The following is a 13342-nucleotide window of genomic DNA, read 5'->3' as shown; positions in this document are numbered from 1 at the left end:
GGCCTTCCGGGGGTGAGCGGTACTAAACTGGAGGTATCCGCACCGTCAGGCGCGGGAACCGCCGAGTGAAGGATTGACGCACCGCGTGCCAGACCCCACCAGTTCCGACAGCCCCGTTCAGGCAGTGACGCCGGCGCGGTCCACCGTCGAGATCCCCATCGAGCTGACCTTCGGTCTGCTCGGCCCTGCGGACGCGAACCTCCGGGCTCTGGAGAACGTGCTCGACGCGGACGTCCATGCGCGCGGCAACGTGATCACCCTCTCCGGCCGCCCCGCCGACGTGGCGCTGGCCGAGCGGGTCCTCGCCGAGCTGCTCGCCGCCGTGCGCAGCGGCGTCGCCGTCAGCCCCGAGGAGGTGCGCCGCTCCGTCGGGATGATGACCGACGGTTCCGGCGAGTCGCCGGCCGAGGTCCTGACCCTCGACATCATCTCGCGGCGCGGCAAGACGGTGCGCCCCAAGACGGTCAACCAGAAGAAGTACGTCGACGCGATCGACGAGCACACCATCGTCTTCGGCGTCGGCCCGGCGGGCACCGGCAAGACCTACCTCGCGATGGCCAAGGCCGTGCAGGCGCTGCAGTCCAAGCAGGTCAGCCGCATCATCCTCACCCGCCCCGCCGTCGAGGCGGGGGAGCGGCTCGGCTTCCTGCCGGGCACGCTCAACGAGAAGATCGACCCGTACCTGCGTCCGCTCTACGACGCGCTGCACGACATGATGGACCCCGAGGCGATCCCGAAGCTCATGGCCGCCGGCGTCATCGAGGTCGCGCCGCTGGCGTACATGCGCGGCCGCACGCTCAACGACGCGTTCATCATCCTCGACGAGGCGCAGAACACCACCGCCGAGCAGATGAAGATGTTCCTCACCCGCCTCGGCTTCGGCTCGAAGATCGTGGTCACCGGTGACGCGACGCAGGTCGACCTCCCGGGCGGCGCCACCAGCGGTCTCCGCGCCGCCGTCGGCATCCTGCGCGGCATCGACGACATCCACATCTCCGAGCTGTCGAGCGCGGACGTGGTGCGGCACCGACTGGTCGCCGAGATCGTCGACGCGTACTCCCAGTTCGAGGAGCAGCTCGAAGCCACCAAGCGCCCGCAGCTGGGCGCGCGACGCATCCCGGGGCGCCGATGAGCATCGAATTCGCCAACGAGTCGGGGTTCGACGTCGACGAGGCGGAGGTCGTGGCGGTGGCCGCGTTCGCCATCGCGGCGATGGACGTGCACCCGGGTGCCGAGCTCAACATGCTCGCCGTCGACCTCGACACCATGGCCGACCTGCACGTGAAGTGGATGGACCTGCCCGGTCCCACCGACGTGATGAGCTTCCCGATGGACGAGCTGACCCCGGGCGGCCGCCCCGACATGGCCGACGCCGGCCCCGCGACCCTCGGCGACATCGTGCTGTGCCCGCAGTTCGCCGCGGAGCAGGCGACCGCCGCCGGGCACTCCACCGGCCACGAGCTCAACGTGCTCACCGTGCACGGCGTGTTGCACCTGCTGGGCTTCGACCACGCCGAGCCCGACGAGGAGCGCGAGATGTTCGCGCTCCAGGACAGCATCCTCGCCGAGTACTACGCGCAGCAGCGCGACCAGGAGCGTCGCGCCCGGCAGTCCGCGCGCGACGAGAAGCTGCTCGGCCGCACCGGTTTCCTGGGGCGGCGGGACTGAGCCGTGTCCTCGTCGATCCTGCTGATCGTCGGCGTCGTCGCCCTGGTCCTGCTCGGCGGGCTGTTCGCGGCCGTCGACTCCGCCCTGCTCACGGTGTCCCCGGCGCGCGTCGAGGACCTCGTCGAGGAGGGCCGCCCGGGCGCCAAGCGCCTGCAGCGCGTGCTGGTCAACCGGCCGCTGTACGTCAACCTCGTCGTCCTGCTGCGCACCGCGTGCGAGGTACTGGCCACGGTCCTCGTGTTCCTCGTCCTCGACCGCTACCTGTCCACCGTGGGGACGGCCGTCGTGACCGCCGCCGTGATGACCGTCGTCAGCTACGTGCTCATCGGCGTCGGGCCCCGCACCCTCGGCCGCCAGCACGCGTACACGCTGGGCTGCGCGACCGCCGTGATCCTGCAGGTCATCGCGATCCTCATGGGGCCCATCACCCGCCTGCTCATCCTGCTCGGTAACGCCATCACCCCCGGCCGCGGCTACCGCAACGGCCCGTTCGCCACGGAGGTCGAGCTGCGGGAGCTCGTCGACCTCGCCCAGCAGCGCGGCGTGGTCGACGAGGACGAGGGCAAGATGATCCAGTCCGTCTTCGAGCTCGGCGACACCGCCGCCCGCGAGGTCATGGTGCCCCGCCCCGAGATGGTGTGGATCGAGGCGGACAAGTCCGTGTCGCAGGCCACCCGGCTCGCGGTCCGCTCGGGCCACTCCCGCATCCCCGTGATCGGGGAGAACGTCGACGACGTGCGGGGCGTCGTCTACCTCAAGGACCTCGTCGCCCTGCCCGACGGTGCCGACCGCCACGCCATCGAGGTGGGCCGGATGGCCCGCCCGGCGGTCTTCGTGCCGGACTCGAAGCCGGTCGACGCGCTGCTGCGCGAGATGCAGCACACCAACAACCACATGGCCGTCCTGGTCAACGAGTACGGTTCCATCGCCGGACTGGTGACGATCGAGGACGTGCTGGAGGAGATCGTCGGTGAGATCACCGACGAGTACGACTCCGGCGAGGTCGCGCCCGTCGAGGAGCTCGGCGACGGGGTCTTCCGGGTGTCCGCCCGGCTGGACCTGGAGACGCTGGGCGAGCTCTTCGACAAGGAGATCGAGGAGGACGAGGTCGACACCGTCGGCGGACTCCTCGGCCTGGCGTTGGGCCGCGTGCCACTGCCGGGGTCGGAGGTCCGGGCGCACGGGCTGTTGCTGGAGGCCGAGGGAGCCACCGATCGCCGCGGCCGCGTGCGGATCTCCACGGTCCTGGTGCGCAGCGCCGAGACCGAGGGGGCGGCACCGTCGGACGACGACGCGACCGCCGACGACGAGAAGGAGCCCGCATGACCGAGACATCCGACGAGGATCGCAAGCTGGTGACCCTCGCGCGCGGCGCGATGGCGCGGGCCGGTGCCGGGCACGGCGCCGCGGTCCGCGACCTCGACGGCCGCACCTACGCGGGAGCGCCCGTCGCCCTGACGTCCCTCGCGCTGACGGGGCTGCAGGTGGCCGTCGCGACGGCGCTCAGCTCCGGGGCCGCGGGCTTCGAGGCCGCCGTCCTGGTGGGTTCGGCCGACGGTGCCGACGCCGGCGTCGCCGCCCTGCACGAGGTGTCCGCCGCGGCACCGGTCCTGTTGTTCGACGCACGGGGAGAGGCCCTGACGTGACCGAAGAGATCCAGACGCCCGGCGACGAGGGCGAGGACTTCCGGTCCGGCTTCGTGTGCTTCGTGGGGCGGCCCAACACCGGCAAGTCCACGCTGACCAACGCGCTCGTCGGGACGAAGGTCGCGATCACCAGCTCGCGGCCCCAGACCACCCGCTCGACGATCCGCGGCATCGTCAACCGGCCCGACAGCCAGATCGTGCTGGTGGACACCCCCGGCCTGCACCGCCCGCGCACGCTGCTGGGCCAGCGCCTCAACGACCTGGTGCGCGACACCTACTCCGAAGTCGACCTGATCTGCCTCACCATTCCGGCGGACGAGAAGATCGGCCCCGGCGACAAGTACATCCTCGAGCAGGTGCGGCACATGGCGCCCCGCACGCCGTTGATGGGCGTGGTCACCAAGATCGACAAGGTGGGGCGCGACAAGGTCGCCGAACAGCTGCTGGCCGTCTCGGCGTTCCTGGGCGACGGCTGCGACGTGATCCCGGTGTCGGCGACGTCCGGCGAGCAGGTCGAGGACCTGGTGCGGCTGATCGCATCGAAGATGAAGCCGGGCCCCGCGTTCTATCCGGACGGCGAGATCACCGACACCGACGACGACACCATGATGGCGGAGCTGATCCGCGAGGCCGCGCTGGAGGGCGTCCGCGACGAGTTGCCGCACTCGCTGGCCGTGGTCATCGAGGAGGTGCTCGAGCGGGAGAAGACCGAGGCGCAGGAGAAGTCCGGCAAGCCGGCGATGCTCGAGGTGCACGCGCTCCTGTACGTGGAGCGGCCCTCGCAGAAGGCGATCATCATCGGCAAGGGCGGGTCCCGGTTGAAGTCCGTGGGCACCGCGGCGCGCGGCGAGATCGAGAAGCTCCTGGGCCGGAAGGTCTACCTCTCCCTGCACGTCAAGGTCGCCAAGGACTGGCAGCGCGATCCGAAGCAGCTGGGCCGCCTGGGCTTCTAACGGCCGAGCATCCGCTGCCACCAGGTGCGGCGGCGGAGACGAAGGAGACTTTCGGGCGAGGGCAGCGGACCCGGATCCTCGACCTTCCCTTCGACGAAGTCCCGCATTTGTTGTGATACCGGCTGGTCGTACTTGTTCAGACCGGAGACGATGACGCGGATCATTGCGCGCCGCTCATCCATGGTCACGGGCTCCTTGATCCGTGTCATGATTCGCCTCCTTCGTGCCGGGACGTGCTGTCAGTATCGCCCCGGTACCGCGTCATTGTCATGTGCATGGCCACTCCGTCCTTGGTGGTGGTGATGAGGGGAGAGATCACGAGGTCGTCGATGATCGCCCAGGCATCGCGGCGCCTGTCGCCCTCGACGGAGTAGGTCGCGTCGAGTGCCCACTGGAATCTCGTCCACCATTCCTTCCGGTTGTCCGCGAGGCGTCTCTGACTGATGGTCACGACCGCTATGAGGCCCGCGATCATTCCGACCGTCAGCGTGGCCCAGGCCTGTGCCGTCATGGTTCTCCCCCCGAAGAATCGATGATGTCGGCATCATGCCGCGGTGCACTGACAAGCGCGGCGGCGCGGCTTCGTCGTCGATGTCGGGGCGGGGTGGGATGATGGAGGGTATGAGGTCGTACCGGGACAGCGCTGTGGTGCTGCGGCAGCACAAGCTGGGGGAGGCCGACTACATCCTCACGCTGCTGACCCGGGACAACGGCCTGGTCCGCGCCGTCGCGAAGGGGGTGCGCCGGCCGCGGTCGCGGTTCGGCGCCCGGCTGGAGCTGTTCGCGCACGTCGACCTGCAGCTGCACCCCGGCCGCAACCTGGACATGGTGACGCAGGTGCACTCGATCGCCGCCTACTCGGGCGATCTGGCGGGCGACTACGGCCGCTACACCACGGCGTGCGCGGTGATCGAGACCGCGGAGCGGCTGGCGGGCGAGGAGCGGGCCCCGGCGCTGGAGCTGCACCGGCTCACCGTCGGCGCGTTGCGGGCCATCGCGGCCGGCGTGCGCGACCGCGACCTCGTCCTGATCTCGTTCCTGCTGCGCGCCATGGAGTCAGCGGGCTGGGCACCCGCGCTCACGATCTGCGCCCGCTGCGGCGACGAGGGGCCGCATCGCGCCTTCCACGTGGCCGCCGGAGGCGCCGTCTGCGTGCACTGCCGCCCGTCGGGCTCGGCGGTGCCGGGGCAGGGCGTGCTGGACCTGATGGCGGCCCTCGCCCGAGCCGATTTCGACTTCGCCGAGACCACGGGCGAGCGGGTGCGCAGGCAGGCCAACGGCCTCGCCGCCGCACACCTACAGTGGCACGTGGGGCGGCAGCTGCGGTCGCTGCCCATGATCGAGCGGCACGCGCCGCACAGCCCGGCCCTCGCGGCCGGTGAGAGGGAGGTCGACGGTGCCGGGACTGCGGCGGGGTAGGTCCAAGACTGCTGTTTCCGGTGCGGGAGCGCCGGTCACCGTCCGCCCGCCGGACCCGCATCCGTCGGGGGCGACGCCGCCGGAGATCCCCGCGGAGCTGGTGCCGAACCACGTTGCCCTCGTCATGGACGGCAACGGCCGCTGGGCCAAGGAGCGCGGCATGGCGCGCACCGAAGGGCACAAGCGCGGCGAGGCCGTGCTCATGGACACCGTCTGCGGGTGCATCGAGATCGGCGTGAAGCAGCTGTCGGCGTACGCCTTCTCGACGGAGAACTGGTCGCGCAGCCCGGAGGAGGTGCGCTTCCTCATGGGGTTCAACCGCGACGTGATCCGCCGCCGCCGCGACGAGATGCACGAGATGGGCGTCCGGGTGAAGTGGGCCGGACGGCGGCCGCGCCTGTGGGCCAGCGTGATCAAGGAGCTCGAGGTCGCCGAGGAGCTCACCAAGGACAACACCGTCATGACGCTGACGATGTGCGTCAACTACGGCGGCCGGGCCGAGATCGTCGACGCCGCACGGGAGATCGCGCGTCGCGCCGCGGCCGGGGAGATCAACCCGGACCGCATCACCGAGCAGTCCTTCCAGCAGTACCTCTATCAACCGGACATGCCGGACGTGGACCTGTTCCTGCGGCCGTCGGGGGAGAAGCGGAGCTCGAACTTCCTGCTGTGGGAGAGCGCCTACGCCGAATACGTCTACCAGGACACGCTGTTCCCCGACTTCGACCGCAGGAACCTCTGGGACGCGTGCCTGGAGTACGCCAAGCGCGACCGCCGGTTCGGCGGCGCCCAGTGACGGCGCAGGACCCTCGGCTGGACGCGCTGCGCGCGCGGCTCGAATCGGCGCTGGCCGACGGGGTGGTGCTGCGGCGCGACGAGAACCAGGCCGTGCTGGTCGATTTCGGCGAGACGCCGGCATCGGTGCAGGTCTTCGAACTCGCGCGCGACGTGGACGTCTACTCGCTGACCCAGGTGGTGGCCTGGGACCTCGCACTGACCGACGAGCTCCGCACCGACGTTCGGTCCGTGGCGGAAGCCGTGCAGTTCGGCTCCCTCCGGCTCATGGAGCGGGAGGTCTCGGCCGATCTGGTGCTGCACTACAGCTTCCCGGCGGGCACGCTCGCGGGCGACGCCCTGCGGGAGTTCGTGTTGTTCGTGCTGGCGCAGGGCGTCGACGCGCGCCGCCGCCTCGTCGGCTGACGGCGCACGCCGCGCCCCGTCGGGGCGGATCGATCAGGGGCGCAGCAGGACCTTGCCCACGCGGCCCGGCCGGCCGCTCGCCGCTGCGGCGGAGGAGACCTCGTCGAGCGGGTACACCCCGTCGACGGGGAGTGCGAGAGTGCCGGCCGCCACGCCGCTGATCACCTCGCCCATCAGCTCGGCGCGCTTGGCGGGATCCATCTCCTGGCTCACGGTGCGACCCCAGAACCCCTTGACCACGATCTCCTTGAAGATCGCGACGTTGACGGGGATCTCCAGCATCGCGCCCTCGCCCGGGTTGGTGGCGCTCATCGCGCCGAACGAGACCAGGGTGCCGCGCTGCCCGAGCAGGAGGGCGAGCTGGGTGCTCGCCGCGCCACCGATCGAGTCGACGGCCGCCGCGTAGCCCGCCTCACCGGCGAGCTCCTTGGCGCGGTCGCGCCAGCCCTCGGTGTCGGTGGCGATCACGTTCGTCACTCCGAAGGTCGCGAGCTCGTCGACGGCGGCGGACCGTCGGACCAGGCCCGTGACGTTGATCCCCCGGGCGGACGCGAGCTGCGCCAGCATGCGCCCGACCATGCCGTTCGCGGTGTTCTGCACGATCCACTGCCCCGGCTGGACGTTCAGGTAGTCGAGCAGGCTGATCGCGCTGAACGGCATGGAGAAGAGCTGGGCGGCGGCCTCGTCGGAGATCTCCCCGGGGACCGGCAGGAGGCCTGCGGCGCCGGCGACGAAGTACTCGGCCCACGTGCCGAAGGCTGAGCCGGTGGCGACGCGCTGGCCGACGGTGAAACCCTCGACGCCCTCGCCGAGCGCGTCGATGACGCCGACGGCCTCGGAGCCCGACGCCGCGGGGAGGGCGGGCTTGTAGCCGTAGTCGCCCTTCACGGTCCACAGGTCGTGGTTGTGGATCGGGGCGAGCAGGGTGCGGATCCGCACCTGGCCGGGCCGCGGCTCGGGCAGCGGGACCTCACGGACGGACAGGACGCTCGCGGGGTCGCCGAACTCGTCCTGGATCAGTGCACGCATGGATGTCTCCTTGTCGGGGGTGGTGGGGTGAGGTGAGTTCAGTCGTCGGCGACGGTCACGGAGACGTCGACGTTGCCGCGCACGGCGTTCGAGTACGGGCAGACCTGGTGCGCCGCGTCCGCGAGGGCCTGGGCGGCGTCGTGCTCGACGTCGGGGATGACGACCTCGAGCGCGACGGTGAGGCCGAAACCGCCGGAACCGTTGGGGCCGATGCCGACCCGGGCACCCACGCTGGAGTCGCCGAGGTCGACCTTCTGCGAGCGGGCCACCATCTGCAGGGCGCTGTGGAAGCAGGCGGCGTAGCCGGCGGCGAAGAGTTGCTCGGGGTTCGCGCCGTCGCCCGAGCCGCCCATCTCCTTCGGGATGGCGAGCTGCAGGTCGACGCGACCGTCGTCGGTACGGGTGCGGCCGTCGCGGCCGGCGCCGGTGGCGATGGCCTCGGCGGTGTAGACGGGATTCATGGTGGTGGTTCCTCCTGGAACGGTGGGGGTCAGGTGTGCGCTGCGCAGAAGCGGTTCGCCAGATCGCGGAGGGCGATCGCGTCCTCCACGGGCAGGTTGAAGCCCTCGTAGACCCGGCTCCTCGCGGCATCGACCCTGGGGCGCAGCGCGCGCCCGGCGTCGGTGACATGGACCGTGACCAGACGCTCGTCGGCCTGGTCGCGGCGGCGTTCGAGCAGGCCCGCTCCCTCGAGCCGGCGGATGAGCGGTGAGAGGGTGCCGCTGTCGAGGCGCAGCCGTTCGCCGAGTGCGGAGACCGTGACGCCGTCGCGCTCCCACAGGGCGAGCAGCGTGACGTACTGGGTGTACGTGAGGCCCAGCGCCGTCAGTTCCTCGCGGTAGGCGTTGGACGCCACCCGCGCGGCCGAGTACAGCGCGAAGCAGAGCTGTTCGTTCAAGGTCTGGTTCGCTTCCACCCCATAAGGATTGCACACAACTCGATTGCGCACAACTAAAAACTCGTCATTGTACGAGCGAGTCGAATCTGTCTACCTGCGGGTTTACAGATCTACGGAATATGTCCACGAATCGCTTGACAAACGCGTCGTAGGTGTCAAATACTGAGGCCAGAGCGTATGACCTCAGTCACAGCCCCCGCCGGGGGCGAACGGATTAAGGAGGGCACCGTGAAGGGCCTGGCTTACATCGACGCGGACGGCAACGAAGCCGTCTGGACCGACCACAAGAAGCGACTTTGGCTGTGGGGCCTGTTCGTCCCCACCGCCCTGTTCTTCGCCGTGGGGCTCATGATGCTGCTCGGCATCGGCAGCACCCCGCTCATGTACCTGGCGCCGGTGCTGTGGTGGATCGGCCCGATCCTCCTGTACGTGATCCTCCCGATCGTCGACATCAAGGCCGGCGACGACGGCGAGAACCCGCCGGAGGAGGTGATGGAGGCGTTGGAGAACTCCAAGTACTACAAGTGGCTCACCTACATCTTCCTGCCCTTCCAGCTCGCCTCGCTGGTCTTCATGTGCTACCTCCTCACCGCTGACAACCTCACCTGGTTGGGCGGCGTCTATGCGAACGGCGGCGGGCTCGGCCTGATCAGCCAGATCGGACTCACCCTCAGCCTGGGCGTGGTCGCCGGCATCGCGATCAACACCGGGCACGAGCTGGGCCACAAGAAGCCCGAGAACGAGCGCTGGATCGCCAAGCTCACCCTCGCGCCCGCCATGTACGGCCACTTCTTCATCGAGCACAACCGCGGCCACCACGTCCGCGTCGCGACCCCCGAGGATCCTGCGTCCGGCCGCTTCGGCGAGACCTTCTGGGAGTTCCTGCCGCGCAGCGTGTGGGGCAGCCTGAAGTCCTCGTGGAGCCTGGAGAAGACGCGCCTCGAGCGGCTCGGCAAGAGCCCGTGGACGCTCAAGAACGACGTGCTCAACGCCTGGATCATGACGGTCGTGCTGTTCGGCGGCCTGACCGCGGTGTTCGGCTGGTACGTCCTGCCCTTCCTGATCATCCAGGGCGTGTACGGATTCAGCCTCCTGGAGTCCGTGAACTACCTCGAGCACTACGGCCTGCTGCGCCAGAAGACCGCCTCCGGCCGCTACGAGCGCTGCGCCCCGAAGCACTCCTGGAACTCGGACCGCATCATCACCAACGTCTTCCTGTACCACCTGCAGCGCCACAGCGACCACCACGCGAACCCCACGCGCCGCTACCAGACGCTGCGGTCCTTCGAAGAGGCCCCGTCGCTGCCCCAGGGCTACGCCACGCTCATCGGCCTGACGTACTTCCCGCCGCTGTGGCGCCGCCTGATGGACCACCGCGTGCTCGATCACTACGACGGCGACATCACCAAGGTCAACATCCACCCCCGCGTCCGCGACAAGGTGCTCGCCCAGTACGGCGCCACCACCACCGGAGAGCAGGCCGCCGCATGAGCTCCTTCCAGTGTCCCGTGTGCGACTACGTGTACGACGAGGCCGCAGGCGCGCCCCGCGAGGGGTGGCCCGCCGGCACCCTCTGGACCGACATCCCCGACGACTGGAACTGCCCCGACTGCGGGGTCCGCGACAAGGTCGACTTCGAACCGGTCTGAACGACCGAATCCCCCCGACGAGAGAGGAACCGATCATGAGTGACGCCCCCTTCAAGCTGTTCCGCTGCCTCCAGTGCGGCTTCGAGTACGACGAGGCCGAGGGCTGGCCCGAGGACGGCATCGAGCCCGGCACCCGCTGGGACGACATCCCCGACGACTGGTCCTGCCCCGACTGCGGTGCCGCCAAGGCCGATTTCGAGATGGTCGAGGTGTCCCGGGCATGAGCACCGACAGTGTGGTGATCGTCGGCACGGGCGTCGCGGGCGCCACCGCGGCCCTTGCGCTGCGGACCGGCGGATTCGACGGGGCAGTGACCCTCGTCGGGCGTGACCAGCACCTCCCGTACCGACGGCCCACGCTGTCGAAGGACGTGCTCCTGACGGGCATGCCCGTCGAGAAGGCGCTCCTCAAGCCCGCGACGCACTGGGAGGACATCGGGGTCGCGGTCCGCACCGGGGTCGTCGTGACGGGCGGCGACACGGCCGCCCGCACCCTGGAGCTGTCCGACGGTGCCGCGCTCGCCTACGGCTCGCTGGTGCTCGCGACCGGCGGCGCCGCGCGCGAGCTGCCGGGCCTGCCGCCCGCGCCCCGTGTGAAGTACCTGCGGGACTTCGCCGACGCGACGGCGCTGCGCGACGAGCTGGGCCGCGCCGGCAGCGTGATCGTCCTCGGCGCGGGCCTGATCGGCTCCGAGGTGGCCTCGGCCGCCGCGAAGCTCGGAGCCACGGTGACCGTCATCGAACCGGCCACCCTGCCCCTCGCCCGCGTCGTGCCCCCGTCGATCGGCGAACGCCTGGCCGGCCTGCAGCGCGAGGCCGGCGTCGACCTGCTGCTCGGCGTCCGGCCGGGCGAGATCACCGTCGACCCCGACCAGGTCTCCGTCGCGCTGCCCGGTGGCGGCGCCCTCGTCGCCGACCTGCTGGTCGTCGCGGTGGGCTCGAGCCCCGACACGGGGCTCGCCGAGCGCCTGGCCCTCCGGGTCGACGACGGTATCCTGGTGGACGAGCAGTACCGCACGTCCGCCGAGGGCGTCTACGCCGTCGGCGACTGCGCGCGGGTGCCCCATCCGCTGGAAGGCGGTACCTACCGCGCCGAGAACTGGTCGGCGGCGCAGGACCAGGGCACGGCGGTCGCGCAGGTGCTCCTCGGCGGTGCGCCCGCCCCCACGGTCCCGTGGGGCTGGTCGAACCAGTTCGGGGCGGTGCTGCAGTTCGCGGGATGGCCCGCGGCGGACGACGAGCTGGAGGTGGACGGCCCCATGGACACGGCGAGCGGCGATCCCTTCTTCGCGCGGTGCAGCCGCGGCGGCGCGCTCGCGGGCGCCGTGGCGATGGGCCGGCCCAAGGAACTGCGGGCGGTCCGCGGAGAGCTGTCCGAGCAGATCGCGGCGGCGGTCGCGCGATGACCGTCCTCGTCGGGCGCGATGCCGCTGATGCCGCGCCCAAGCAAACGGTGCGGGATCAGGCGCTCGACGCGGTCAGCGGCGTCCTCAGCGGGCGGGAGTGGTCGGCGGTCACGATGGCCGCCGTCGCCCGCGAGGCCGGCGTCAGCAGGCAGACCCTCTACAACGAGTTCGGCTCCCGCAAGGGCATGGCCGTCGCGTACGTCACCCGGTTCGTCGACGGCCTGCTCGCCTTCGTGCAGGAGCGGATCGACGCGCACCCTGGCGAGATCGACGCCGCGGTCGACGACGCCATGCGCGGCGTCTTCCAGATCGGTATGGGCGACCCCGTCGTCATCAACATCGTGGGGCCGAATCCCCACCGCGATCTCATGGGGATCGTGACGATCGACGGCACCCCGATCATGCAGCGCGCCGCGGAGGGCCTCGCGGAGATCCTCGCCATGAGCTGGGCGCAGGTCCGGCGGGCCGACGCGCAGGTGGCGGCGGGCGTGCTCGTGCGGCTCGCGTTCAGCCACCTCACCATGCCGATCGAGGGCCCGGAGGAGGCGGCGCGCGAGGTGTCCGCCGTGCTCTCGCCTTTCCTGGCCCAGGCCGTCCGCAGCTGACTCCGCCCGGTCCGCCCGGCGCGGATACGGTCAGGGGCGCGAGCAGTCGGCGCAGCGGCCGAAGATCTCCAGCGTGTGCGTCACGTCGGTGAAGCCGTGCGCCGCCGCGGTCCGCGCCGACCACGCCTCGACCGTCCGGTCCGTCACCTCGACGGTGCGCCCGCACTCGCGGCAGACCAGGTGGTGATGGTGCTCCTCCGAGCAGAGCCGGAACAGGGCCTCGCCGCTGTCCGTGCGGAGGGTGTCCACGGCGCCGGCGTCCGCCATCGCCTGCAGGTTCCGGTAGACGGTGGTCAGGCCGATCGACTCGCCGTCCGCGCGGAGCTGCTCGTGCAGCTCCTGGGCCGATTTGAACTCCGACACCGACCGCAGCGCTTGCGTGATGGCGCCGCGCTGCTTCGTCGCGCGGACGCCGGTGCCCTTGGTGGCGTGGACGGTCACCGTCACACCCCCGGCCGTTCGGTGGCGTGGGCGACGGCGTCGACCACGATGTGCGCGAGGTGGTCGTCGACCAGGCGGTAGACGATCTCGCGGCCGTTGCGCTCGCCGCGGACCACGCCCGCGGACTTGAGGACGCGCAGGTGCTGGCTGACGAGCGGCTGGGTCACGCCGAGGGCGTCGACCAGCTGGTGCACGCACAGCTCGGACTGCATGAGCTCGAGCACGATGGAGATGCGGACCGGTGCGGCCAGGGCGCGCAATAGGTCGCCCGTGGCGGTGAGGACCTCGGGATCGGGCTGTGTGCGCGGCGGGTCGCCGGGGTCGACGGGGCAGTCGGCGACGACGGTCGGGACGATGTCGGTGGGAATGGGAGGCCTCCTCTTATCAACAATCATTTTCATATGCGGGATCGGCCACGTCAAGCGGCGG

General features: G+C 70.6%; 20 protein-coding genes. 13 read left to right on the top strand and 7 right to left on the bottom strand.

The window, feature by feature from the left end:
- The first annotated feature begins 73 nt into the window (after positions 1–73).
- From BLW32_RS19505 to era, 5 genes are read left to right on the top strand one after another with little or no spacing between them, the layout of a single operon-like run.
- On the top strand, positions 74–1132 hold the full coding sequence (locus tag BLW32_RS19505) for a PhoH family protein (protein WP_263865562.1): 1059 nt from the start codon (positions 74–76) through the stop codon (positions 1130–1132).
- Complete coding sequence (gene ybeY / locus BLW32_RS19500) at positions 1129–1668, top strand: rRNA maturation RNase YbeY (RefSeq protein ID WP_068521282.1); 540 nt, start codon at positions 1129–1131, stop codon at positions 1666–1668. Before BLW32_RS19505 ends, ybeY begins: the two co-directional genes overlap by 4 nt.
- A gap of 3 nt (positions 1669–1671) precedes the next feature.
- Positions 1672–2994 (top strand): hemolysin family protein, encoded by a 1323-nt coding sequence (locus tag BLW32_RS19495; protein ID WP_068521279.1) that lies wholly within the window; start codon positions 1672–1674, stop codon positions 2992–2994.
- Positions 2991–3314: a cytidine deaminase-like protein gene (locus tag BLW32_RS19490; RefSeq protein ID WP_068739318.1), complete on the top strand. Its 324-nt coding sequence runs from the start codon at positions 2991–2993 to the stop codon at positions 3312–3314. Before BLW32_RS19495 ends, BLW32_RS19490 begins: the two co-directional genes overlap by 4 nt.
- Entirely contained in the window at positions 3311–4267 is a 957-nt protein-coding gene (gene era, locus BLW32_RS19485) for a GTPase Era (RefSeq protein WP_225535769.1), read from the top strand. Before BLW32_RS19490 ends, era begins: the two co-directional genes overlap by 4 nt.
- On the opposite strand, the gene BLW32_RS19480 is transcribed toward era, so the two are convergent.
- On the bottom strand, positions 4264–4476 hold the full coding sequence (locus tag BLW32_RS19480; protein WP_068521276.1) for a hypothetical protein: 213 nt from the start codon (positions 4474–4476) through the stop codon (positions 4264–4266). The two genes, era and BLW32_RS19480, sit on opposite strands and share 4 nt — an antisense overlap.
- Positions 4473–4778 (bottom strand): hypothetical protein, encoded by a 306-nt coding sequence (locus BLW32_RS19475; RefSeq protein ID WP_068739310.1) that lies wholly within the window; start codon positions 4776–4778, stop codon positions 4473–4475. Before BLW32_RS19475 ends, BLW32_RS19480 begins: the two co-directional genes overlap by 4 nt.
- A 110-nt stretch (positions 4779–4888) precedes the next feature.
- Between BLW32_RS19475 and recO the strand changes: the two genes are divergently transcribed.
- From recO to BLW32_RS19460, 3 genes are read left to right on the top strand one after another with little or no spacing between them, the layout of a single operon-like run.
- Positions 4889–5686, top strand: a complete 798-nt coding sequence (gene recO, locus BLW32_RS19470; protein ID WP_068521272.1) for a DNA repair protein RecO — start codon at positions 4889–4891, stop codon at positions 5684–5686.
- Positions 5673–6482 carry an isoprenyl transferase gene (locus BLW32_RS19465; protein ID WP_068739712.1) on the top strand — a complete coding sequence of 270 codons (810 nt, stop codon included), beginning with the start codon at positions 5673–5675 and terminating at the stop codon, positions 6480–6482. Before recO ends, BLW32_RS19465 begins: the two co-directional genes overlap by 14 nt.
- Positions 6479–6886, top strand: a complete 408-nt coding sequence (locus tag BLW32_RS19460; protein WP_082791167.1) for a hypothetical protein — start codon at positions 6479–6481, stop codon at positions 6884–6886. Before BLW32_RS19465 ends, BLW32_RS19460 begins: the two co-directional genes overlap by 4 nt.
- Before the next feature lie 33 nt (positions 6887–6919).
- Here BLW32_RS19460 and BLW32_RS19455 read toward each other — a convergent pair whose 3' ends face one another.
- From BLW32_RS19455 to BLW32_RS19445, 3 genes are read right to left on the bottom strand one after another with little or no spacing between them, the layout of a single operon-like run.
- Positions 6920–7915 (bottom strand): zinc-binding dehydrogenase, encoded by a 996-nt coding sequence (locus BLW32_RS19455; RefSeq protein WP_068739306.1) that lies wholly within the window; start codon positions 7913–7915, stop codon positions 6920–6922.
- Between the two features lie 38 nt (positions 7916–7953).
- Positions 7954–8376 carry an organic hydroperoxide resistance protein gene (locus tag BLW32_RS19450; protein WP_068521268.1) on the bottom strand — a complete coding sequence of 141 codons (423 nt, stop codon included), beginning with the start codon at positions 8374–8376 and terminating at the stop codon, positions 7954–7956.
- A 29-nt stretch (positions 8377–8405) separates the two neighbouring features.
- Positions 8406–8831, bottom strand: a complete 426-nt coding sequence (locus tag BLW32_RS19445; RefSeq protein WP_068521266.1) for a MarR family winged helix-turn-helix transcriptional regulator — start codon at positions 8829–8831, stop codon at positions 8406–8408.
- A 210-nt stretch (positions 8832–9041) separates the two neighbouring features.
- On the opposite strand from BLW32_RS19445, the gene BLW32_RS19440 reads away from it, so the two are divergent.
- The 5 genes from BLW32_RS19440 to BLW32_RS19420 are packed head-to-tail and all read left to right on the top strand — an operon-like array spanning position 9042 to position 12472.
- The gene (locus tag BLW32_RS19440; RefSeq protein WP_068521265.1) at positions 9042–10304 is read left to right on the top strand and encodes an alkane 1-monooxygenase; all 1263 of its coding nucleotides are present in this window, start codon (positions 9042–9044) and stop codon (positions 10302–10304) included.
- Complete coding sequence (locus tag BLW32_RS19435; RefSeq protein ID WP_068521263.1) at positions 10301–10462, top strand: rubredoxin; 162 nt, start codon at positions 10301–10303, stop codon at positions 10460–10462. The genes BLW32_RS19440 and BLW32_RS19435 overlap by 4 nt, the downstream gene beginning before the upstream one ends.
- 35 nt (positions 10463–10497) lie before the next feature.
- The gene (locus BLW32_RS19430; protein WP_068521261.1) at positions 10498–10686 is read left to right on the top strand and encodes a rubredoxin; all 189 of its coding nucleotides are present in this window, start codon (positions 10498–10500) and stop codon (positions 10684–10686) included.
- The gene (locus tag BLW32_RS19425) at positions 10683–11867 is read left to right on the top strand and encodes an NAD(P)/FAD-dependent oxidoreductase (protein WP_068626875.1); all 1185 of its coding nucleotides are present in this window, start codon (positions 10683–10685) and stop codon (positions 11865–11867) included. The genes BLW32_RS19430 and BLW32_RS19425 overlap by 4 nt, the downstream gene beginning before the upstream one ends.
- A complete protein-coding gene (locus BLW32_RS19420) occupies positions 11864–12472 on the top strand; it encodes a TetR/AcrR family transcriptional regulator (RefSeq protein WP_068521259.1) in 609 nt (202 codons plus the stop codon). Before BLW32_RS19425 ends, BLW32_RS19420 begins: the two co-directional genes overlap by 4 nt.
- A 30-nt stretch (positions 12473–12502) precedes the next feature.
- Here BLW32_RS19420 and BLW32_RS19415 read toward each other — a convergent pair whose 3' ends face one another.
- Entirely contained in the window at positions 12503–12919 is a 417-nt protein-coding gene (locus BLW32_RS19415) for a Fur family transcriptional regulator (protein WP_068521258.1), read from the bottom strand.
- The gene (locus BLW32_RS19410) at positions 12916–13314 is read right to left on the bottom strand and encodes an ArsR/SmtB family transcription factor (RefSeq protein ID WP_173677339.1); all 399 of its coding nucleotides are present in this window, start codon (positions 13312–13314) and stop codon (positions 12916–12918) included. The genes BLW32_RS19415 and BLW32_RS19410 overlap by 4 nt, the downstream gene beginning before the upstream one ends.
- Between the last annotated feature and the right edge of the window lie 28 nt (positions 13315–13342).

This window comes from Tsukamurella tyrosinosolvens (assembly GCF_900104775.1).
Lineage (GTDB): Bacteria > Actinomycetota > Actinomycetes > Mycobacteriales > Mycobacteriaceae > Tsukamurella > Tsukamurella tyrosinosolvens.
This window is presented reverse-complemented; position numbering and strand designations above follow the sequence as displayed.

What these genes read in the sequence shown, in the direction of transcription:
- ybeY (WP_068521282.1), top strand. Translation starts at nt 1,129, where the DNA reads ATGAGCATCGAATTCGCCAACGAGTCGGGGTTCGACGTCGACGAGGCG.
- BLW32_RS19490 (WP_068739318.1), top strand. Translation starts at nt 2,991, where the DNA reads ATGACCGAGACATCCGACGAGGATCGCAAGCTGGTGACCCTCGCGCGC.
- BLW32_RS19480 (WP_068521276.1), bottom strand. Translation starts at nt 4,476, where the DNA reads ATGACACGGATCAAGGAGCCCGTGACCATGGATGAGCGGCGCGCAATG.
- BLW32_RS19475 (WP_068739310.1), bottom strand. Translation starts at nt 4,778, where the DNA reads ATGACGGCACAGGCCTGGGCCACGCTGACGGTCGGAATGATCGCGGGC.
- recO (WP_068521272.1), top strand. Translation starts at nt 4,889, where the DNA reads ATGAGGTCGTACCGGGACAGCGCTGTGGTGCTGCGGCAGCACAAGCTG.
- BLW32_RS19455 (WP_068739306.1), bottom strand. Translation starts at nt 7,915, where the DNA reads ATGCGTGCACTGATCCAGGACGAGTTCGGCGACCCCGCGAGCGTCCTG.
- BLW32_RS19450 (WP_068521268.1), bottom strand. Translation starts at nt 8,376, where the DNA reads ATGAATCCCGTCTACACCGCCGAGGCCATCGCCACCGGCGCCGGCCGC.
- BLW32_RS19435 (WP_068521263.1), top strand. Translation starts at nt 10,301, where the DNA reads ATGAGCTCCTTCCAGTGTCCCGTGTGCGACTACGTGTACGACGAGGCC.
- BLW32_RS19430 (WP_068521261.1), top strand. Translation starts at nt 10,498, where the DNA reads ATGAGTGACGCCCCCTTCAAGCTGTTCCGCTGCCTCCAGTGCGGCTTC.
- BLW32_RS19425 (WP_068626875.1), top strand. Translation starts at nt 10,683, where the DNA reads ATGAGCACCGACAGTGTGGTGATCGTCGGCACGGGCGTCGCGGGCGCC.
- BLW32_RS19420 (WP_068521259.1), top strand. Translation starts at nt 11,864, where the DNA reads ATGACCGTCCTCGTCGGGCGCGATGCCGCTGATGCCGCGCCCAAGCAA.
- BLW32_RS19410 (WP_173677339.1), bottom strand. Translation starts at nt 13,314, where the DNA reads ATGAAAATGATTGTTGATAAGAGGAGGCCTCCCATTCCCACCGACATC.